Raw genomic sequence first — 23535 nt, forward strand, 5'->3', positions numbered from 1 at the left:
CGATTATCTCCCCCTTTCACTGATTTCCTCTTGCGGAAACAACCATAAATATAAATCCTCCAAACGGGGCGTTACCATCACGGAATCACTGGTTTTTGCCTCATCTGACAAATAGCGAACCGCCACCCGGTTGCTGCCTTCGCTGCGCTGGTTAATAATGCGAAGCTGCATTTCATACATAGTCATCTTTTCTGCAGGCACAACGCAGGTCCAGACTTTTCCATCTGCCTGTTTTACTAATTGGTCTGTTGTACCTGCATTAAGAATTTTTCCGGCCTTCATAATCGCATTCTGCGTAGCTATATACTCAATATCGGAAACAATATGGGTTGAGATCAGTACAATGCGTCCATGGGAGAATTCAGAAATAAGGTTTCGGAAACGAACCCTTTCTCCCGGATCAAGACCGGCTGTGGGTTCATCCATAATCAGAATTTCAGGATCATTGAGCATTGCCTGTGCGATTCCCACCCGGCGTTTCATACCACCGGATAATTTTATTATCTTTTTGTTCTTTACATCGGTGAGAGTCAGGGTATGAAGAAGGCTGTCAATCTTATTTCCAGTCTCTTTTGCCGGGACATCCTTCAGCGCTGCTACATACTCCAGATAATCCTTCACTGTAAAATCCTGAAAGAATCCAAAATCCTGGGGTAAAAAGCCGAATAAATTTCTGTATTCTTCTCCCATTGTAAGAATATCTTTGCCGTCATAAAAGATATTCCCTCTGGTTGGCTTAAGGATACCTGCAATCATTCGCATCAATGTAGTCTTGCCTGCTCCGTTGGCCCCAAGCAGACCCCATATACCTGGCGTAAGGCTCAGGGAGACATCATCAACTGCAGTTTTATCCTTAAACTGTTTGCTAAGGTTTGTTATTGTCAGTTCCATGTAGTTTCTCCTTTTTCTTATTTACAACTTAAAACGTCCCTGTTCTGTTTTATTGTACAGAAAAGAGACGTTTTAAACTTTAACAGGAACCGGATAATTTCCTAAGAAAATCCTAATATCTGATTGTTTTTTTCCTAAAACCGGACCGGAAGAGAAACAGTAAAGGTAACTGTATCCTTTTCACTGCACACAGATATCTTTCCACCGTGCAGACGAACAATTTCAGCCGCAATGGATAATCCCAGTCCTGCTCCGCCAGTATCCGATTTACGTGCATCATCCAGGCGGTTAAATTTTTCAAATATTCCACATAACTGATCCTCTGGAATCGTGTGCCCGTGATTTTCAAATATAATACTAACTGTGTCCTGCTGCTTTTTCGCGGATATTGAAATTTCGGTATCTGGGTAGCTGTATGCTGCGGCATTTTTGAGAATATTATTAAATACACGGGCCAGTTTTTCAGGATCAGCATAAACCGTAAGTGTTTCATCTGCATGAAGTACAGCAAAATTACCCCTGGCAGATAAAACCGGATAAAATTCATCAATAAGCTGGACAAGCATATAATATAAATCAACATTCTCTTTCGTGAGTTTGATTTGCTGTGTATGATACCGTGAAATTTCAAAAAATTCGTTAATGAGTTTCTCCAGGCGCAGAGCCTTTTTCAAAGCAATCTCAACATATTTTGCTTTTTGTTCTTCCGGCATATCGGGTGCTTCATCCAGCAGGCTCAAATATCCAATTACGGAGGTGAGCGGCGTGCGGATATCATGGGCCAGATACATTACCAGTTCGTTCTTTTTGTTTTCAGCTTCTTTTACAGCCTGCTGACTGAGCAGAACTGCCATTTTAATCTGGTTCATCTGTTTTTCCACATCTTTTAGAGGTTCGGATAATTCAATAGTGCTGTCGTCTGGCTGATACACAGTTTTAGCTGCATTGACAACCTCTTCTAAATAACCCCATGGTTTTTTCCAGTAGTGATTAAAAAGACCGCAAAAACCTGCAACCAGATACAGGAAATAAATCAGTTCGATTCTCAGATGCATCCACTTCAAAAAAGGATTTAAACAGTTGCTTAATCCGTAATCAAGCAGGACCGCAACTATATATCCCATAAAAGTATAGATAATTAAAGTAATGCAGAGCTTCACACGCAGTTTCTTTTCCATGCTTTTATTTATCATTGCCACCTCCGTTTTTATATCTTATATCCCACTCCCCATATGGTTTTGATATATTGGGGTTCTTCTCCCGTATCACCTAGTTTTTCACGCAAATGCCGGATATGAACCGTAATAGTATTATTACTTTTGCTATAATACTCATCCTGCCATATATCACGAAACAGCTTCTCAGCGCTTACTACCGTCCCCTTATTTTCAAGCAGAATATGAAGTATGGAAAATTCCGTGGGAGTAAGCAAAACAGGATTTCCATTGAGGAGGCATTCGTGAGTTTTCGTGTTTATTTCAAAACCCGAATAACATAAAACCGGGCTGGATTCCGATTTTTCCTTTGCTCCATTGTATTTTTTGTACCTGCGAAGCTGTGCCTTTACTCTGGCAATTAATTCAAGAGGACGAAATGGTTTTGTTACATAATCGTCAGCGCCTAAAGTCAGACCCGTTATTTTATCGGTTTCCTCATCTTTTGCGGTCAGCATAATAATCGGGAAGGTATCTCGTTCGCGGATTTTACGGCAAAGATCAAATCCGTTTACATCAGGCATCATAATATCTAAAATAGCAAGGTCAGGCTTTGTACTTTCTATACAGTTAAGTGCGTCCCTGGCTGAATAATATTTGAATACGGTATAATTCTCATTTTTTAAATAGACTTCTATCAGATCAGCAATATCCCGCTCATCATCTACTACAAGAATTTTATCATTCAAACTGGTTTCCTCCTTTTTTATAATTTAAGGTATATTATGCTATTTTTATTGTATCAAAGACTGCTGCTTTATTTATGATTTTTTGTATTAGAAATTACTAAGATTTTCATAAGATTATATCTAAAAATAAAAAAGGGGCAAATCTCCATAAACGGCTCTGCCCCTCACTAAGTTTCATATTAATTTAACAACGGTCTTATCCAATGCCCATTTCCATCAAACTTCTGTTAATTGACCGGCAGGTTTCTGAGGTATTTGTATTTATAAAAAAATGACCGCCTGGGACAAAATCCATTTGACATTTTTTGCAATACAATTTCCATTCATTGAGTACAGAAGGTGTGATCGTATCATCCAGTCCGTTGATCAGGTAGAAACTGAAATCAAATTTATATGGCTGTTTGGTGAAACAATAGGACTCACAAATCTGAAAATCTGCTCTTAATGCAGGCAGGTATAGATCAAACAACTCATCACGCAGCAACACTTCCTCTGGTATTCCACCCATAGCGATCATCTCCTGCCTGAATTCTCTGTCGTTAAGCTTATGATATGCAGTTTTGGACTTTATATGGGGAGGTTCCGCCCCCAGAAAGAAAACGCCCAAAGGAGGCTTCCTCCCGTTTTCAAGAATTTTCCTGCACAATTCAAAAGTAAGAATCCCTCCCATACTAAAACCCATGAAACAGTAGTCCTCCCTGTCAATTCTTCCATTGATTGTCTGATACAGGTCATCCACTGCCATTTTAACATCTGCATAAGGTCTTTCTAAAAAACGGCTTCCTCTTCCAGCCAGTTCCAGAGGCTGTACCTTTACCTTGAAAGGCAGCAGATTCTGTATTTTTTTAAACATAACTGCACTGCCGCCTGCACAGGGTATGCAAAATAAATTCAATTGCCTCTTCCCCTTTCACTTATGAATTGGCCGTTCTCATTTTAGAGGAAACAAGCTCTTTTAATAATCTCTTCTTTTTCAGAATCTCCTCTTTTTTACTGGTATCCAGTGCCGTCCTGAGAGTTGAATAAATATGATCCGCAATATCTTTCGTAATAATAAGAGGCGGGAACAGCGCAATCACATTTCTGTTATAATAAACGATCACTCCCAGAGAGGCGCAGTCCGCAACAATCTCAAACATCTCAGACTCACCCAGAGGTTTTCTGGTAATCCGGTCCTCTACAAGTTCCAGACCAATCATCAGACCACGTCCCCTGACATCACCTAACACTGGTCTTTCTTCCATCAGACTCTTTATCTTTTTTATTAAATACGCCCCTGTTTCCCTGGAATTTTCCACCAGATTTTCGCGAAGAATAATATCAATATTACCCAGAGCCACTGCACTGCACACAGGATTTCCGCTGGAAGTGCTTCCGTGCTGAAAATAGTTATTCTCACCTTTAAAATTCTCATAAACTTTATTGGTAGCCAATACAGCGGATACCGGAAGATAACCGCTGCTGATCCCCTTTCCCAGACAGAGGATATCCGGCCGTTTTTTCCACCTGTCCGTGGCGAAAAGATCTCCTGTTCTGCCAAAACCTGTCGTCACTTCATCGGCAATCATAAGCATATCATACCTGTTTAACAGTTCCATAAGAGAATCGAAAAAGCTGTCACTGATTGTTACAATTCCCCTCTCTCCCATAACAGGCTCTGCTATAAAGGCCGCCATGGTATCAGGACCTTCTCTCTCGATCACTCTTTGGATTTCTTCCAGACATTTAAATTCGCATTCCGTCTGATCCAACGTCCCATATGCCCGGTGGTAGGAATAGGGCGGTTCCACCTTAAGCAGTCCCCCCGGCAGCGGTGCATAAAGCCTTTCATTGGTCTCATCTCCAGACAGGCCTATGGCTCCATAGCTTACTCCGTGATAACAGCCTTTAAAGGACAGAATTTTATATTTTCCCCGTTTGTCTTCTTCCTTACTTTGGCGGAAATACTGCCTTGTCATTTTAAGTGCCGTTTCAACAGCTTCTGAACCGTTGCTTCCTAAATAAGCCTTATCGTAATAATTTCCAGTGAGGGCACATAAGCAATCTGCAAGCTCACATGCCTTTGGATGTGTCTGGCGGAAACAGGAAGAATAACAGAGTTTTTTCATCTGGTCAAATGCTATATCTGCCAGTTCCTCTCTCCCATGCCCAACTGCCACATTCCACAATGAGCCGCTGGCGTTGATGAATTTTTTCCCGGCTTCGTTATAAACAAATGGCCCTTCTCCTCTGACAATGGTCATAGGCCCCACATCCTTATAAGGCAGAAATTCCTCCAGATCCGTAAATGGGTTCCATAAATGATATGTTCTTTCCATGTTTCTCCTCCCGATTCTAAAATAATTTGTAAAATTCTCCTGTATTCAACTGTTCAAGAATGGAATCCGCTTTTCCTTTCCATGCCCTGATATCCTCACTGGAACTGCGGATGGCCTTTTTCGCCCATTGAAAGCAATAGCTGCACTCTACTCTGCTGTCTGTCACAACTTCCCTGCATACGTGATCCCCACATGAGAACTCACCATTCACAAATTTCATCAAAAACCCATCCATTGCTTTATTGTCCATATACACATCCGGAATATTGAAAATATCCTTATACTGCATGAGACCCTGAATGTTGAACTGGGGTGCTTTTGGTATTACCCCTTTCATATCAATATTTTTAATTGCTTTCGTTGATGGAAGATTCACTATATCAAGGAAATTCCCCTCATAGCTACGCTGCGTATAAGCTTTAATCACCTGTTCTAAGAACTCCGTGGTTCTCGTTCTGTCAAGAAGTTTGATGGAAAAATCAGGATTTCCTGTTTTTTCCATCAGCGCCTCGTAATGAACAATATCCTCCGGTCTGATCCATGCGGATTTGATGAACTGGGAGGGATCTCCCAAACGGGTCATTGTGCATTTGAGCATACAGTAATCTACACAAAAACCTGCAGATGAACTGCCTTTCTCACTGGCATGTGACTGGGAGTTTCCATGGCTGACGCTGTAAGGACAGTCATGAAGGCATATGTTATTGGCGATCAGCCGAAGTTTTAAGCCTGTCCCCTTTGTAACCAGCAATAGATTCTCAAGTTTATTGAAATTTCTCATAAAATTGTCATTTAATGTGATTTCATCTGCCCCAAGATCCTGCCAGTATTTCACTTTCTGAAGCGTATCCACCAGTGCATAAAGACCAACGGTTACTTTCAGATGGGGAAAACGTTTTTTAATGCTTTCTAGCATATAGGGGGAATTCGTTGTAATAATATCAACGCCGATCCTGGAGAGTCTGTCTAAATATTTATCCAGCTTCTTATTATAGTCCCGTTCCAGTTCATGACTGCCATAACACATTGGATTTATCAGATAATTAAACTTAATATCCTGCTTATGACACCGGGCAATATACTGCTCTAACTCCTTCCAGCTTACATCAGGAAGGACCATGGAAGATCGTCCTCCCCCAAAACCATCAATTTTTAATTTTCCGAATACAGACTTAATTTCATTCTTAGTATCATATTTTTTGATGACATCCAAAAGCTCCAAATCAAAATTAGTACCAACTGAATAAATCAAACCATTCCCTCCTCTTTCTCACGTTTAGCAGCAGTAATCAGAACATAATCAGGAGTTCCAAATAAAACACCCCATATTTCAGGATAAAAACTGCTGCAAAAGCTTCTTCTTCCAATCCGTATTTTTATTTGCTCAATAGGCTTTTGGGGGGTTAAAAATCGGGAAAGAAAATACCATGCAAGCCCTGTAAATACCTCATGCCCAATGTGCTTTACTTTAATCCGGGTAAAACCAGCTGCCTTTAATTTCTTTACATAGCAGTCAATATCATACATATTTTCTTCCGGGATAAACAGCCCTTCCCGCCACTTCTTCTGCCAGAAGAACTTTTTCTTAGCCTGCTTTGCAGGAAGCATATCCGTGGCTGTTAATACTCCTCCCCATTTAAGCACGCGGTAGGCCTCCCTGAAAAAATCTTCTCTGGTGTCAAAATGATAGGCGCAGTCCAGTGCAGAAACCTTATGAAAGGACTCGTTGTCAAAGGGAAGCTTACTGGCTGTTCCTGCCATAAAGCGAATGGATGTACCTTCCTCATTTTTTTGCCTTACAATGGCTTCATCAATGTGCTTTTCCAATAAATCCATGGCTGTGATGGATATCCCCGGATATTTTCTGCTCCAGAAAAAGTCCTGCTCTCCGCTTCCGCAGCCCACATCCAGTATGGAATCCGACTCATTAAATTTTCCGGCTCTGCTAAGCAGCAGGGCCAGCTTTTCACACGCCTGATTATAATAGGCTGCATGTTTCCAATACCCTACATTCATCCAGCGCGCATGATTCGTACCGTTTAACCCCGGCACAATATCGTAGTTCATATCCTGGTAATATTCCTTAGCGCTGCTATGAACCGCATTCATGTGGTCTATAAAATTTTTCAGTCTCATACGATCACTTCCTTTTTAAAAAATCCGATTTTCTTTCCGTATTCCAGCATACTTCTGATATGATCCTCACTTACCCTGGACCACTTAAATCCCATACACTCCAAAATGCTTCTGGTATAGTCATTAACAATGACACGGACTGCACCTTCCAGAGACATATATGCGCTGGAATGAAGCAGAAGTGTATTAATGCAGTCCTCCATGGACTCATTTTTATAGCTGTCGTATACAAAATCAAAAAATTCGCTAAACTCCATAATCTCCAGATTTTCCTTCATTCCTGCCCGTTTTAACTTATCATAGAATTCATACATGCCAAGCTTATTCTCATTATAGACATGATAAATTCCGTCCTTCACTTCTTTTTCCATAGCCAGTTTCACAATCGCTTTGCTGCACTCGTCCACAAATGTAAAATCCAAAAGTGTGGCATCCACATCTGGCATGGCCCCCAGTTCAAAAAATGCCTGCATAATCAGATAAAATGAGTTAAAATCTATATCTCTCTGAAATTTCCCGTTTCTGGAATCAAATACAATCGTACCTATACGGAATACCTTAACCATGGCTCCCATTTTCCTGTATTCCCGGATCAAGTCTTCCGCCTCTTTTTTCGACCGCACATATAATTCTTCCGCGTTACCGTTCATTGCCTCAAAATCCTCATGGAACAAAACTTCCATATCATTGCTGTCAATGGATTCCATCACTCTTGTAGTGGACATATGGCAAAGCTCTTTTTGTTTTCCTACCATGCTGAATTTTAAAAGATTTTCCACACTTTTAACATTGCTTCTGTAAAAATCTTCATACTTTCCGAAATGCTCCACTTTACCGGCACAATGAAATACTGTATCTACAGTTTTTGCTAAGCTTTCGTATACGTCCTTTTTCTGTCCCAGCATATCCTGGGATAAATCTCCCTGAAATGCCACAATCCGGTTGCTGTACCGGGAATAGAATTCCTCTCCAAAATAAAATTCCAGATTCTCTTTCAGGCGGTTTATATAGTCATCACCTCTCACCAGCGCAAATATAATCATATCTGTCATGGTAAGCAGGGCTTCCATTAAATTGGCTCCTAAATATCCGGTTGCCCCTGTGAGTAGTGCTGTTTTATAATCTTTAAAGCCACTGGCCGAAAAGGATTTGAATTTTTTTTCAGCATTGTCAAGATAAGCATTATAATCATCATCCAGTCTCTTCTGTGCTTCCAGAGTATCTATGGCAGCATAATACTGCTGTTTAAACTGCTTCAGCCGTTCTTCCTTATAGTCATTCTTTCTCTTCTTTAGTCTGGCTGCCAGGGCTTCCACTGTCTGATACTGAAAAATCAGATTCATATCTGCCTCAAATACTTCATTGATTTTATTATAAAGAGTAATGCCTTTGATGGAGTCGCCTCCCAGCTCAAAAAAATTATCTCTTATACTGAACTGATTAAGCCCCAGAACGTCTTTGAAGTACTGATACAGAATTTTTTGATTATCTGTTTCCGGAGCCAGAACCTTTCGCTCATCAGACAGCTTGTCCAGATGGCTCAGCTGCTTTCTGTCTGTTTTTCCATTTGCAGTAAGAGGAATCGTTTCAATCTGTCTGATCAGAGCAGGCATCATATAATGAGGTAGCTTTTCAGCAAGAAATTCCCGGATCCGGTCAACGGAGAGCTTTTCATCTGAAGTGAAGCATGCAATCAGCCGGTTTCGATTCTCTGCACTGACTGTACTCACCGCACTTTTCACGCCCTCAAAACGGAGCAGGGCCGATTCGATTTCCCCTAATTCCACCCGGTATCCATTTATTTTTACCTGATTATCTCTTCTTCCCAGAAAACCGATGTATCCTGCTTCAGTCAACACACCCATATCCCCGGTTCTGTATATTCTTCCGAGAGATTCAAGTCTAAGAAATGATTGTGAGGTTTTTTCCGGATCATTGCAATACCCTTCTGCTACGCCCGCTCCGCCTATGGCAATTTCTCCGGGAACACCGACAGGACAGATATTCTGGTGGTCATCCAGGATATACAGCTTCTGGTTCCCCAGCGGATACCCGTATGGTATGGTCGTCCATGTCTGACCCACCTCATTGACCGGATAGTAAACGGACCAGATGGAACCTTCTGTAGCGCCGCCAAGGCTGATCACTCTGGCATTTTCATACCTGTTTCTGATTCGGTCCGGTAAATCCACAGGTATATAATCTCCGCTAAGCATAACAACCCTAAGGGACTGTGTCTGTTCAAACTTCACCTCCAGCTCCTGACTGATCTCATCAAAGTAGTTTTCTTCGTCATTTTCCCTGGCAGACAGAAGAAGTTCAAAAAGTGCAGGTACAGAATTCCAAACAGTGACTGCCTCATCACTGACAAGCCGGTTTAGTTCCTCCGCATTTTTACTGTCCTCTGCAAGAATCAGGGTTCCGCCTGCTGCAAAGGTTCCGAAAATGTCATATACGGATAAATCAAAGGTAAAGGAGGATACTCCAAGAATTCTGTCATTCTCTGTAATTTTAAACCTTCTGTTTACATCAAGAATGGTATTCATGGCCTCTCTGTGTGTGATCACAACCCCCTTTGGAACTCCTGTACTGCCTGAAGTGTAGATGATATAAGCAGTGTCATCCTCTTCTTTCCCGGTTTCTTTTAGTAAACCTTCTGTTTCCTTCATAAGCTCCTCAGCCAGATCAGCCGTAACCTCCAGCTTATAACCGCTGTTCTCCCGGATATATTCTTTCCGGTCCTCCGGAATCAGCGGACTTATGGGAACATACACTCCCCTGCATTTTAAAACTGCAAGAATTGCGGCTATAGTCCGGGCATTCCTGTATTCGTAAACGGCTGCCTTATCGCCGCTTTTCAGTCCTCTCTTTTTTAATCCTGCTGCCATTTTTTCAGCCAGGCCGTTTATCATCTGATACGTATAGGCGCCTTCCCTGGTAATCAGAGCTGTCTGGCTTCCCCTTAAAAGGACCTGTTTTTCAAATGCATCCAGCAGCGTCACAGATTCCAGATCACAATCCGTCTGATTGTATTGATCCACAAGCGCCAAATCCCTCTCTGAAATGAGGCTGCCCTCACCGGCTGCTTCAATCATGCAGGTATAACGTTCAAACATACGCTCCATCATAACCGGATCAAACAACTGCTGTACATAGTCCCAGGTAATACTAAGCCCTTCGCTGCCTGTCATCACCTGGCAATCCAGATAAACCTGAGATGTCTGGCTGACGCTGTAGACCAGCTCTCCCATGTTTTCCAGACTGATCCCGTCCTCATTTTCAAAAATCATCCCTGTAAAAACATAAGGAAATAAAAGTTCCCCCACCCGTTTCTGCTTTTTGGAAACCTCTTTGATCACACTTACTCCGTCATATTCCATGTGCTCTAAATTTTCGCTGATTTTCCTCTGCACGTTCAGGCACTCTTCCCACAGCGCCGCAGACTCCCCGTTTATATCCAAAAGCATGACAGAGGTAAAATCTCCTACCATGTTTTTTACGGCCTGGTCAAATGGAAACCTTGTAAATACCGTAACATTTAAGGTAACGGAATTCCTGTTGCTGTAAACAGCAAGAATTCTTCCATATACTGTCATGAGAAATGTGGAGGCAGTTATGGAATGCGCACTTATTTTTTCTTTCAGAGCCTGCCATTTTTCGATGGATATTTTATGAATCAATCTGTGAAATACGGGTTTCTCAAATTCTTTTGGAGTATGGATCAGTGGAAGTTCCGGTGCTCCAGAAAAGCTTTCCGCCTGTTTTTTCCAATAATTTTCTGCCGTTTTATAATACGGGCTTTTCTTCATTTCCTCTGCAGAAAGTATGTAATCACGGAAGGTAAATCCATTTTCATCAAGTGTTATACTTTCATCCTCATACACACGCATAATCTCTCTGATCAGGATTCTCATACTGATTCCATCGGCAATCAGCAAATCAAAGCCGGCCAGCAGCCTCACCCGGTCTTCTGCCAGGCGAAATGCAAAAAATTCAAATAAGGGAAAAACACTTTGGTCAAAGACTCTATGGGAATGTTCTTCCCTTGCCTCCCTTAGAACCTCCTTCTTTTCTTCTGATGTCAAAGCGGTTAAATCCGTTTCTTTTATCTCATACCAGCCCGGATTTTCTAAAATCTGTTGAGTACCATCTGAATTCACCACTGCTCTTAACATAGGATTTGCCCGGATCACTTTATTCAAACTTCTGGTCAGACGGGGAATATCAAAATTATTTTCGATTTCATAATAGGCATGAGTGGAAACACCCCCCATTTTTAATCCGCTGCTTCTCCCCACAAAATAAGACCTTTGGATATCCGTCAAAGGAAAGCTATCGTATCGTTCCTCTTTTTTTCCTGTGACTGTAGTGTATTCCTTTAAGTCTGCTGCCCCCTCCTGCCTCCTGTGATCAACGAAATCCGCAATACTTTCTATAGATCCAAGTGTCATAAATTCCCGGAATGGAATCTCCATACCAAATTTTGATTTTATCTCATGGACGACTGAGATCATGGCCAGAGAATCTCCCCCAAGCTCCATAAATGGTCTGCTCACCGATAGATTTTCTGTTTTTAAATACTTCATCCATATTTCATACAACTCCTTTTGAGTTTTAGTCTGTGGCTCCCGGTCCATATGTTCCCTGCATTCCTTAATCTCAGGAAGGCTTTTTCTATCCAGTTTTCCGTTTCCGGTCAGGGGAATTCTGTCAAGAAAAACAATGGCAGCCGGAATCATATAATATGGCAGAATACTGCTTAAGTCTTCTTTTACTTTACTTTCACTGACCGTTTCATAAGTACACACGTAAGCACAGACCGATTTCACTCCGCTTTTAAATTCATGAACCAGGGCAGCCGCATTGCTGACGTAGGAAAGCCCTTTGACGGCATTTTCAATCTCTCCAAGTTCAATACGGAACCCATTGATTTTTATCTGCCCGTCCTTTCTGCCCAGAAACACAATGTGGCCTTCTTCTGAAAATACTCCATAATCACCGGTATGGTAAATTCTTCCCAGTCCCTCTTTTTCATAAAATGCCGCTGCTGTTTTTTCCGGATCCTGATAATAACCTTCTGCCACGCCGGTTCCGCCAATGCATATCTGCCCCTTTACACCGGCAGGTGTGAAATCATCGGCTTCATCCAGCAGATATATTTTCTGATTAGCCAGCGGATATCCGTAAGGAATGGAAGCCCACTGATTCTTTACCTCCTTAATGTCATAATAAATAGACCAGACCGACGCTTCTGTTGCTCCTCCAAGACTTACAATACGGCAATTTTCCAGGTACCCATAAGCATCCTGTACGAGATTTTTGGGAATCCAGTCACCGCTTAACAGAACAAGCCTAAGAGACAGCAGGCGGCAAAAGGCATCACCGTTTCCCATATAATCATCAAAATACTCTTCACTTTCTGTCCTGTCATTTTTCAGACAATCTGTCATCAGCTGAAACAGTGCCGGTACAGAATTCCATACAGTGGCTCCTCTGTCAGAAAGAATCTTCATCATCTGATCCGTATCATGGACATCCGGAATCAGCGCCAGTTCAGCTCCTGAAATCAGGGCACCAAAAATATCATAAACCGATAAATCAAAGCCAATGGAGGATACGCAGGCGATTACATCATGTTCCGACACATGAAATTTTCTATTGATATCCAGTATAGTGTTTGCAGCAGCTCCGTGTTTTACGTATACTCCCTTAGGCTGTCCTGTACTGCCTGATGTATATATAATATAGGCAATGTCATCCGGAGCACAGACCGTTTCCTCTTGTTCGCCTTCATCTTCAAAACCGTTATAATCCATATTTCGTTCAAGGATTACAGAGCAGCTGCTTTTTTCAAGAATCAGCTTTCGTCTTTCCTCAGGCTGTATTTCATCAATGGGTATATAAGCAGCTCCGCTGCGGATTACTCCCAGTATATTGACCACAGTATCAGGATCCCGCGTTCCGATCACTGCCACGTTACTGCCTGACGTTACACCTTTCTTTCTCAGATAATTTTTAACCCTGCCTGATTTTTCCCATAAATGTTCATAACTCATGGTATTTTCTCCACAGGATAAGATGACCTTATTTCTGAATTTCTCATGGGCCTGTACGAATAGCTCATTTAAACTGACATAAGGAATTTCTTCTTCTGTGGCATTGTATGTATAGATCCGTTCCATATCCCCGGGCAGCAGCCTCTTTAAAAATCCTCTGTCTGAGAGTCCTGCTGGAAATCCGGTGTCTGTACAAAGTCCTGTTAAGTCATAAGTAAACAGGGAAAACATGCGTTCCAGAAGGTAATTCTCAAATACCCCTTCTCTGTAGTCCCAGTTTATTACAAGAGATCCTTTCTCCTCATAAGCCTGGCAGTCCAGATCTACCTGGGAAGTCTGGCTGTAGCCTCTGACCATACGTCCGATTTTATCTAAATTCAATTCAAAAGCATCTGAGAGAAGAGACGTAAACACTACCGGAAAACTGGCTTCTTTATTTCCCCTCACCTTTGCAATCTCCCGCATAAACTCAATTCCGTCAAAGGATTTATGCATAAGTGCTTCCAGCATGTTTTTTTGTACACTGGAACAAAGCTCCATCAGATTCTCTCTGGATAAATCAATGTCAAGCAGTAAAACAGAGGTGAAATCTCCAATTGCCTCTATCATTTTGCCGCTGCTCTTTCTGTTAAATACAGGAACATTCACTGTGAACCGGCTGGTACTGCTGTATAAGCCCAATATCTTTGCATACAGACACAAAATAAGCACAGAAGGCGTTACAGAAAATTTTTTCAGTCCCTCTTTTATCTTGTCCCAGCTGGATTTGTCAAGCGTCACAGTTTTTCGTCCAAATCCCCGTAAGCTGTCCTGAGTGATATGATTTTCAGTTAACGGCGGAGCGGGCGGAAATTCTTCCAGTTTGTCCAGCCAGTACATCCGGTCCTTGTTGTATTGTCTGGAATATTTTTCCTCCTGCTTCTCCAGACAATAAAGGAAAAACCGTTGATCCGGCTGATCATCCTGATTCTCATGTTCGTAATAATCAGCAATTCCGTCTATGAAAAGTTTCAGACTCATTCCATCGGCAATAAGCATATCCATCTGAATCAGCAGCCGTATATCCCTTTCCCCTGCCTTTATGGCCTGAATGGAAAAAAGAGGTTCTTTTTCCGTATCAAATACCTGGCTTTTCTGAAATTCAAACTCCTGATCCAGCACTTTTTCTTTTTCGCCCTCTGACAGATGGGAAATATCCATTGTTTTTATATGGTACCAGTCCCATGTTTTATCCGCATACATAACCCCCTCTCTGGATATTCGTAAGCGAAGTGCGGGCTGACACCGTATCATGGAGTTAACCGCCTTCTCCAGCCGGTCAATCTCCCATGGAGTGGATAATTCATAAAGTACCTTTGTGGAAATATCCTCCTCCCGCCCGATTAAATAAGCTTTCTGAAGTTCTGTGGCAGGTATGGCATCCGGCAGTTCCCTGTTTTTAGCATTTGCTTCTTTATCATTTCTTACCGCCTCTTTTTTCTCAGAAACAAGAGTGTTCAGACAGGTAAAATATGGCTGCTTTAAGAAATCTTCCACTTCAATTACTAATCCGTATGTCTCTTCTATCTCATTTAACAAAGCAATCAGTTTAATGGAATCTCCCCCCAGATCAAAAAAGCTGTTGTTATCTGTTGGCTTTGCATCAAGAATCTGCTCCCACAGCCGGGCCAGGGGCTCACTTATGGGGGAATCTTCTTTGTTTCTGTATGTTTTTCTGTATTCATTCAGCAAATGATATCGTTGTACCTTACCGCTGGTGGTCTTTGGAATATTGTTAACGTTTAATACATGCCGGGCAGATATATGAAACGCCCTCTGCACCGCCTCTTTTATTTTTCTTTCTGTCTCATGAGCCTTTTCTCCCATACCCAGATGCTTGACAAAAACGATTAAATCGTTTTCTTCGTCGTCATAAACAGCGGCGCAGTCTTTGATTCCATTTTCTGAAAGAAGGATATCCAGATCACTGAGATAGCAGTTTTGTCCATTAATAAAAAACATATCTTTTTTTCTGCCTGTAATAAAGAGCTTCCCATTCTTAATAAACCCCATATCTCCGGTTTTTAAATAGCCGTTTGAAAAGCTTTCCTCATTGATGAGGGCACTGTCGTAATAACCACAGGTTAAGTTGGGACCATGTATTAATATATCTCCGATCTGGCCATCTTCCAGTATCTCTTCATTTTCATCTGTTATTTTTACATCGATTCCATCCAGGGGTTCTCCCACAGCCACATACCCCTTCTTTTCTGCCGGACTTTTTTTAATTTCAACCAGTTTGTCGCCGCAGTGGGGAATGGTTACTCCGATGCACGCCTCTGCCATACCATATACCGGCAGCATGGCATTAGGATCAAGCCCGCAGGCGGCAAACTTCTCATTAAACCGCTGTATAGAATTGATATTAATGGGCTCTGCCCCATTTAAAACTGCCCGGATACTGGAAAGATCCAGCGTTTTCATATACTTTTCTTTTACCATTTTTACGGACCAGTCAAAGGCAAAATTGGGCATGCCCATAATTGTTGTCTTATATTCCTTTACTTTTTGATAAAAGTATGTTGGATTTTTGATAAAATTCATCGGAGAAAAAATAATTTGATTCATGCCTTTGCAAAAAGTGGTTATATGGAACCCTACAAGCCCCATGTCGTGGGTCAGAGGCATCCAGCTTTCTGAAACGTCTTTTTCTGTCAGATTCAGCCGGCTTCCAATCTGTTCCACATTATAAATAAGATTGCGGTGCTTTAATACGACTCCCTTTGGCGAATTAGTGCTTCCTGATGAAAACTGGATATATGCCGTATCTTCTCCCGTAATCTGCTCCGGACAAAATAAGAGATTACTGCTTTCTGCCTGTTTTTTCATATTCTCAAATATCAGGATATTTACCCGTGCTTTCACATCTTCGGAAAGAGTACAGAGCAGTTCTTCTTCCAGAATCAGCCGGGGCCAGTCGAGTTTTTCCAGAACAGCCTCCAGCTTTTTATTAATATTTGCGGATTTTGTTTCTGCTGCAGTTGTAACAGGTACTGCAATAATACCGGTATAAAGACATGCCCAGAAAGAGATGATAAAGGACTGGGGATCACTGATCTGAAATACCAGCTTATCCCCTTTTTTCAGTCCCATCTTGAGTAAAACAGAACCCAGCTGTTTTGCTTTCTTTCTGATTTCCTTAAATTTCAGCCTGGATTCTGTTCCCTTTCTATCCGCAAAAACAATAAAACCGTCTTCCCTGGCTCTTTCCATGTAATCAGGCAATATGTGATACGGTGCTCTGATCGTAATATTCTTTCCGCGTAAATGTGATTTCATAGTTTCTTCCCCCGTTTCATTTCAATTCTCATACGTGTTCGGCTATGTAATGCAGCAGTTCCTCTGTCTCATTCCACCCAAGGCATCCATCGGTAACCGACTTTCCATACACATTTCCGGAAATCTCCTGTCTGCCTGCTTCAATAAAGCTTTCTATCATTACCCCCCTCACCATCATCCGGATCTCCTCCGATTTACTCCGGCTTTCCAGTACATCATAAATAATCATTGGTTCCCTGGAGTAATCCTTACCTGAATTCGCATGGTTTACATCACAGATGATAAAGGGATTTTTAAGCCTCTGTTTTCGATATCTCTCTCCTATTTTCAGCAGCTGCTCGTATTGGTAATTAGGTACATATTCTCCCTTAAGATTTTCGTACCCTCTGATAATGGCATGGGCAAGAGGATTTCCTGAACTTTTCACCTCTCTGTCTCTATATATAAATTTATGTCCATGCTGAGCTGCAAAAATGGAATAGAATAACGTATCCGGATTGCCATTTGTGGGATTTTTCATACCAACAGGGCAGTCCACTCCGCTGGATACAAAGCGGTGCTGCTGATCTTCCACGGAACGGGCTCCTATTGCCAGATAGCTTATAATATCCTGAAAATAAGCATAAGCTTCCGGATATAGAAGTTCATCAGCCGTCGTCAGACCTGATTCCTCCACAACCCTTAAATGAAGATTTCTGGCTGCCCTTAACCCTTTCACAAGATCGGAATGCCCCTTTCCAACCGGGTAATGAAGAATTCCCTTATAGCCGTTACCGTTGGTTCTTGGTTTTGCCGTATAGATCCGCGGAATTATAAAAAGCTTTTTATTTAACTTCCTGTTAACTTTTGATAAGCGGCTGACGTAATCACAGACCGCATCCTCGCTGCTTGCAGAGCAGGGTCCTACAATAACCAGGAACTTATTCGTCTGATTCTGAATCACTGCAGCAAGTTCCCTGTCTCTTTCCAGTTTTCTGGCTGCCAGCCGGGAGGAAACCGGATATTCCTCTCTTAACTGTTCCGGAGACGGCATATCATGTAAGGGTTTAAAACTCATCTATTCATTCTCCTTTGACTGCTCACTCTCAGTTTCATCCTTGTAGCCGCATTCCATGGAATGCAGAAATATCTGGTCTTTGTTTAAATGAAAGCAGGATTCTATTTTTCCATATAACATATCTCCAATGGAGCAGGTCCCGATCCCTTCCTCTACGCTGACCCGGGTAATAAGACCTGTCATAATCCCACAATCCAAAATTCCGTAATAGTATCCCATTCCGCTGTATTTGGGCATACTGCATCTGGCATTGTACAAAAAATATATGGTAAAGGCTGAACCGGCAAAAATCTCCTGATTGGTGATAAACTGGGACTTAATCGTGATGTTATCTCCCTCGTCCACAAGCGTAATTCCATTTATTACAGGGTTATAATAATACAATCCCTGTTCCACCCCCTCCACTCTGCCGGATTTTACAAACACATAGACATCAACCGGAAACAACCCCCCTGCACTGGGGTAATATCTGGTACTTCTTCTGTCCTCCCTGTTTTGCATAGACCCTAATATTCTTGAAAAAGAATGGAACGATATGGCTTTTTTTGAAAATCTCCTGACTGTTTCACGGCAGATTATATCATTGCAGTAATCGGAATCCTTTAAAATATAAGTCAGCCCTTCCTTCACAAGCTGGCGCCCGGACTGCTCCAGCTTAAACTCCTCCAGTTCCTCTTTAACAAATTTAATCGTTTCCGGATAATCATTTTGAAACAGCCTTGTCTGACTGTGAAACAGTTCCTTTGGTGTAATCACGGAACAGACCAGAATTTTCTTTTTCATAAAATCCTGTATTAAATTCTTAAGCAGACTTCTATTCTCTGTCTCAAACCGCTTTTCCAGATCTTCTGTCCTTGCTCCAAACTGGGTCAAATAATAAAACTCCGGAAAAAACTGTGCCGCCTGCCTTCCGTATCGAAACCGTTCCACGTAAAGTTCTTCATCCTTTACACAAAACTGTACTCCAGGAGACCAATAGTACATCTCATTCATATTCCCGCCCCTTTCTCTCTATCCTCATTTTCAGTTAGTCGAAGCAAACTTGTCATTGTAGTTTTTCACTTAAAAATTAAAAATACAACAGGTTTTAACTGAATAAATGTTGGATTTTCCAAAGTTTTTTTATAAATATACAGATCTTAGCTTATTTATACTACATGTATTAACCCATTGTTTTTATTTTGTCAATCTTCTTTTCCAAATTACTTCATTTTTTTAGCGCAAAACCATTTCTTTTTCGACTATTTTGATATTATTTCGACTGCTTTTTTCATTTTTTTCTCTTTTTCCGGTTATTTCTCCTTCATTTTCTTCGACAAACGGTTAAAATGTTTATGTAAATAATTAGAGTAACTCTGATATTGACGAATTTATGGCGGCAAGTTAATATAGAAATACAAACAAGGAAAGGGGGCAGTCATCTTGGGACGACCTTATTCAGATGAAGAGCGGGAAGAATTAAAAAATAAAGTAAAAGAAATCGCTTCGCTCCTGTTTATGGAGGAAGGGTTTAAAAACTGCAAAATTCAGGAGATAACCAAAAAAGCCGGTATTTCCATGGGAGGCTTTTATACCTTCTACAAAGACAAAGAAGCTCTTTACGAAGAAATCCTGCGGGATGAAAAAAACAGAATACGGCAGAAAATTCTGACAATCATTGATGAGGAAAACCAGACACCCCAGGGATTTTTTTCCGATCTGGCAAATGTGTTTCTGGAAAAAACCTCTACAAACAAATTTTATGCCAGTGAATACGGCGGTCTTTTAGAATCACTGGTCTGGAATAATGATGCATCTGCATCACAGGATAATTTGGACTTTATCCGAAAGCTTAAAAATATCTGGGCAGGCAAGGGGTTTTCCCTGTCAGCTTCCGATGAAGAAATCGCTTCTGCAGTTGCCGCACTGGCTGCTTTATGCATGCAGAAGGAAATGATTGGCGATGGCTTTTCTTTCTGGTATGAAAAAATTCAAAAATTAATTCTGGAGCTTATTTGATATTTTTTATTAAAGCTGTGAATATTATTTGATATTTTCACAGAACGGTGCTATAATCCAAAAAAGGGGGTGTATGTGCTTTGAACCAATCAAAAAAGATCACCATACTTACGGGATTACTTCTCTGCATGGGTGCGTCAACTGTCATGCAGACATACTTCAGCAGTGCACTGCCTGCAATCAGCAGACAATTTCAATCCACTGCCTATTATTCATGGGTGCATGTCAGCTATATTCTGGCATCGTCCGCAGTAATCCTGTTATCCAGCAGTCTATGCGAACGATTTGGTAATAAGAATAATTTCATAGCCGGATCTTTGCTTTTCGGCATCGGCACCCTTACTGCTCCCTTCAGCGGTTCCATGCTGCAGCTTATCGCTGCAAGAATTATTATGGGAATCGGTGCAGGTATCGTAGTGCCTGCAACTTATGGCATAATCGGAGACCAGTTTGAAAAAAGCAGCTATTCTTCTGTATTTGCAGCTTTTGCAGTTGTACAGATTATCACCAATGGCCTTGGCAGTCTGGCAGGCGGATATCTCCCGGAACTGGCATCCTGGCAGACTATTTTCGTTTTTCTGCTTCCCATTGAAATCATAAGCTTTTTCCTTGTATTCAGAAACATTTCCAACAAGGTAACTCCCCCTTCTAACGCACCCTTAAAGCTGCAGCGTCATCTGCTGATGATTGCAGCAATTCTGCTTCTTACCTTAGGCATCGAGTTTGCTTACAGAAGCCAATATTTTCTGCTGCTTGCAGGCATGGCACTTCTTTTTCTTGTGGTATTAAAAGACATTAAAAAAGATAACGCCATACTTCCAAAGGAATTTTTATGTGACTGCCTGCTGCGCAATCTCTGCCTGCAGATTTTTCTGATGGGGGCATTCTACAACATCTGTCTGGCTTATCTCCCCGGCATTATGCAGTTTACCCTAGGCATGGCGTCAAACCAGTCGGGTACTCTTTTAACTGTATTTGTATTATCCATGGGAATTGGCAGTGTTCTTGGCGGAGTGGTTAAACAGAAAGAGAGGGAAATGATAGCCGCCGGCTGGATCACCTGCCTTACCGGAAGCCTTTTGATGAAATCATTCATTGGAATTGCCCTTACGGCACTTGGACTGGGTTCCGGAATCCTGATGTCTGCACTTTTAGGCTATGCTGCAACCAGGACTGTTCACCACGCTGCTGGAGTCAACAGCATGGCTCATCTCATACGCAACTTAGGAGGCAGTCTGGGAGCCATATTATTTCAATTTTCACTTCATTTTCCTGAAAATTACTTTATTGGAGGAATCACTATAATTGCCCTGTCAGGTACTGCATCCATTCTTCTGGCATTCAAATATAACCCCGGCAAGACGCTAAAAAAAGAGGAGGCTTTATCTATGAAATATGTTATGAAATTCAGTGAAATAAGAAAGGAAGACATCTCTGCCGCAGGCGGAAAAGGTGCAAATCTGGGAGAACTGTTTAATGCCGGATTTCCGGTTCCCGATGGTTTCTGCATTACCAGCCATGCCTTTGATGATTACATGAGACGGAATGGGTTCGATTCTTCCGCATCAGGAACCAGCCTCACCAGTGAGGAAATTGCTAAAGGACAGCTCTGGAAGGAACTGGAGGATGAAATCGCAGAATATTATCATGCACTTGGCCCGGATTCAAAGGTTGCGGTACGTTCCTCTGCCACTGCCGAAGACCTGCCGGAAGCAAGTTTTGCCGGGCAGCAGGAAACTTATCTCAACATACAGGGACTTAATCAGCTTTATCTGTCCGTCAAAAAATGTTTCGCATCCCTGTTCTCAACACGGGCGTCCGCCTATCGAAAGCAGACGAACTTCGACACCATAAAGATCTCGTTATCCGTCGTAGTCCAGTGTATGGTAAACAGCGAAATATCCGGTGTCCTTTTTACCGTGGACCCTGTTAGTAAAAATAAAAGCAGGATGATGCTCAATGCCTCATGGGGTCTGGGCGAATCCATTGTTTCAGGGAAAGTAACTCCTGATATCTTTTTATACGACAGAGACCACCGGCAGATAGTTGAAAAACGGTTAGGCGATAAAAAGCTCCTGGTCTGCTACAGCGCAGACGGAACCGAAGAGAAAGAAACCTCCTCACAGCTAAGAAGTGAATTTAGTTTAACCGAGAAACAGGCAATAGAAATATTTGAACTGGGCAGAAAAACAGAACAGCACTTTCATTGCCCCCAGGATCTGGAATGGGCCATCTCTGAAAACAGGCTGTATTTACTGCAGGCACGGCCAATCACCACCTTAAATGGAAAAAGCAGCAGCGATATCCAGCTTACAAAATCCCAGAGAGCGGTATTAAATAACTGGATCGAACACTGCCCCACCCCGCTCTATCCCCTTGATGTGGCACCATGCCTGTTAGTGGATGAAGCAAAAAACAAAGTGTTTCATGAGCTGGGCATCTTTGTGGACAGCGAACTGACCATGGCTGATAACGGATTGCTTGCACTGTCTGCCGGAAAAATACATATCTCACCTAAGATAATTAAAATCCCTTTCCTTCTGAGCCGTTTTACCGATTTTTCCATCAATTCAGCCAGGACAAAGGATTCTTTTCATAATATAAGGAGGAAATTGGACACCATAGAGAAAACTGCCCTTACTTCATTACCTGCCAAAGCATTGATCCGGCAGATCATGGAACTCATGGAACTGTCTGAGGAGCTTGCTTACACACGATTCCGATACAATATCTTTCCGTCTGTGGCTGTCTCAAAACTGATTCATCATGATTTGAAAAAAATTGATAAAAATATGAACGAATATGATTTGCTGAGTAATCTTTCCTATAAAACCTGGAATTTAAACATCGAGTTAAAAAAACTATCCGGTTACATCCACAGCAGCCCTGAACTGGAGCAGTTATTTGTGGCGCTGGACAGAGCCAATCCTCGTGCCATATCGGAATTTGTGTCTAATCAGCCTGATTTTAAGTCGAAGCTGGAAAATTTCTTAAATGAATTCGGCTGGAAATCAAACAGCAGCTACTGTGCTTTCGGCTCCGTTTCATGGTTTGAGAATCTGGATTCCCTGTTTTCAATGCTGAAAGTTCTGCAAAACTCCGGAAGAAACGAGGAAGCATCCGATAAGTTTCAAAACATTATGACAAAGATTACAAAACAGTTTGATAAAAAGAAAGCTGACCGGTTAAAAACGAAAATTGAAGAGATACGGGCATATCATGTAAACCGGGAAGAGAGCCTTTATCTGATAGAAATGTGCTACGGTCTTGCCCGCAGGGCAGCATTTGAACTGGCGAACCGTTTTCCCCAGCTGTTTGAACAGGCGGACGATATCCGGTATCTCACCCTAAACGAGGTCTATGAATTACCGGGCAACATGACGGACCTGAAAGAATTGATTTCTGTGAGAAAATTCAACCGGCAGAAAAACGAAGTGCTTTGGTCCGGGTTTTCAATCGGCACAAAAACAAGTAATCAGAATACCCTGACCGGTGTTTCCGGAAACGGCGGACGATGCCGGGGCCGGGTACGGAAAATACTGACTCAGCAGGAATTTGATAAAATGCAGCCCGGTGATATATTGCTCTGCCGCTATACAGATCCCTCCTGGACCCCCCTGTTTGTTCTTGCTTCGGCGGTTATATCGGATACAGGCGGCCCTCTGTCCCATAGTGCAATTGTGGCCAGAGAATATAACATCCCTGCAGTGCTTGGAATTGGAAATGCCACCGATCTGTTAGAGGATGGAGATGAGGTGTTCGTTGACGGCAGTTCCGGCAAGGTAATTATATTAAAGTAATTTTAAGACAGGCTCAGTTGAAAAAAGGAGCCTGCCTTTCCGTTTATCCCCTGCAGTT

Annotated in this window: 12 protein-coding genes; 2 read left to right on the forward strand and 10 right to left on the reverse strand. The window is 42.0% G+C overall.

Translation table 11 applies throughout. From position 1 onward, the window contains the following. Positions 1 to 3 precede the first annotated feature (3 nt). The 10 genes from DS742_RS20790 to DS742_RS20835 all read right to left on the reverse strand — a co-directional run bounded on the left by DS742_RS20790 (position 4) and on the right by DS742_RS20835 (position 18672). Positions 4 to 891: an ABC transporter ATP-binding protein gene (locus tag DS742_RS20790; RefSeq protein WP_117418880.1), complete on the reverse strand. Its 888-nt coding sequence runs from the start codon at positions 889 to 891 to the stop codon at positions 4 to 6. A 134-nt stretch (positions 892 to 1025) separates the two neighbouring features. Further along, complete coding sequence (locus tag DS742_RS20795; protein ID WP_117418881.1) at positions 1026 to 2084, reverse strand: sensor histidine kinase; 1059 nt, start codon at positions 2082 to 2084, stop codon at positions 1026 to 1028. 14 nt (positions 2085 to 2098) lie between these two features. After that, positions 2099 to 2794, reverse strand: a complete 696-nt coding sequence (gene vanR / locus DS742_RS20800; RefSeq protein WP_117418882.1) for a VanR-ABDEGLN family response regulator transcription factor — start codon at positions 2792 to 2794, stop codon at positions 2099 to 2101. 196 nt (positions 2795 to 2990) lie between these two features. Continuing rightward, the gene (locus DS742_RS20805) at positions 2991 to 3689 is read right to left on the reverse strand and encodes a thioesterase II family protein (RefSeq protein WP_117418883.1); all 699 of its coding nucleotides are present in this window, start codon (positions 3687 to 3689) and stop codon (positions 2991 to 2993) included. Between the two features lie 19 nt (positions 3690 to 3708). Continuing rightward, positions 3709 to 5112: an aminotransferase family protein gene (locus DS742_RS20810; protein WP_117418884.1), complete on the reverse strand. Its 1404-nt coding sequence runs from the start codon at positions 5110 to 5112 to the stop codon at positions 3709 to 3711. A gap of 16 nt (positions 5113 to 5128) precedes the next feature. After that, on the reverse strand, positions 5129 to 6364 hold the full coding sequence (locus tag DS742_RS20815; protein ID WP_117418885.1) for a U32 family peptidase: 1236 nt from the start codon (positions 6362 to 6364) through the stop codon (positions 5129 to 5131). Then, on the reverse strand, positions 6361 to 7248 hold the full coding sequence (locus DS742_RS20820) for a class I SAM-dependent methyltransferase (RefSeq protein ID WP_117418886.1): 888 nt from the start codon (positions 7246 to 7248) through the stop codon (positions 6361 to 6363). The genes DS742_RS20815 and DS742_RS20820 overlap by 4 nt, the downstream gene beginning before the upstream one ends. Further along, positions 7245 to 16622, reverse strand: a complete 9378-nt coding sequence (locus DS742_RS20825; protein ID WP_117418887.1) for a non-ribosomal peptide synthetase — start codon at positions 16620 to 16622, stop codon at positions 7245 to 7247. The genes DS742_RS20820 and DS742_RS20825 overlap by 4 nt, the downstream gene beginning before the upstream one ends. A 28-nt stretch (positions 16623 to 16650) precedes the next feature. Continuing rightward, positions 16651 to 17679 (reverse strand): 3-deoxy-7-phosphoheptulonate synthase, encoded by a 1029-nt coding sequence (locus tag DS742_RS20830; RefSeq protein ID WP_117418888.1) that lies wholly within the window; start codon positions 17677 to 17679, stop codon positions 16651 to 16653. Next, entirely contained in the window at positions 17680 to 18672 is a 993-nt protein-coding gene (locus tag DS742_RS20835; protein WP_117418889.1) for a SagB/ThcOx family dehydrogenase, read from the reverse strand. It lies immediately after the preceding gene. Positions 18673 to 19101: 429 nt separating this feature from the next. Between DS742_RS20835 and DS742_RS20840 the strand changes: the two genes are divergently transcribed. After that, positions 19102 to 19677 (forward strand): TetR/AcrR family transcriptional regulator, encoded by a 576-nt coding sequence (locus DS742_RS20840; RefSeq protein WP_117418890.1) that lies wholly within the window; start codon positions 19102 to 19104, stop codon positions 19675 to 19677. An 80-nt stretch (positions 19678 to 19757) separates the two neighbouring features. Then, complete coding sequence (locus tag DS742_RS20845) at positions 19758 to 23477, forward strand: MFS transporter (protein WP_117418891.1); 3720 nt, start codon at positions 19758 to 19760, stop codon at positions 23475 to 23477. Positions 23478 to 23535 lie beyond the last annotated feature (58 nt).

Source organism: Lacrimispora amygdalina (assembly GCF_003432035.1).
In the GTDB taxonomy this organism is placed as follows: domain Bacteria; phylum Bacillota; class Clostridia; order Lachnospirales; family Lachnospiraceae; genus Lacrimispora; species Lacrimispora amygdalina.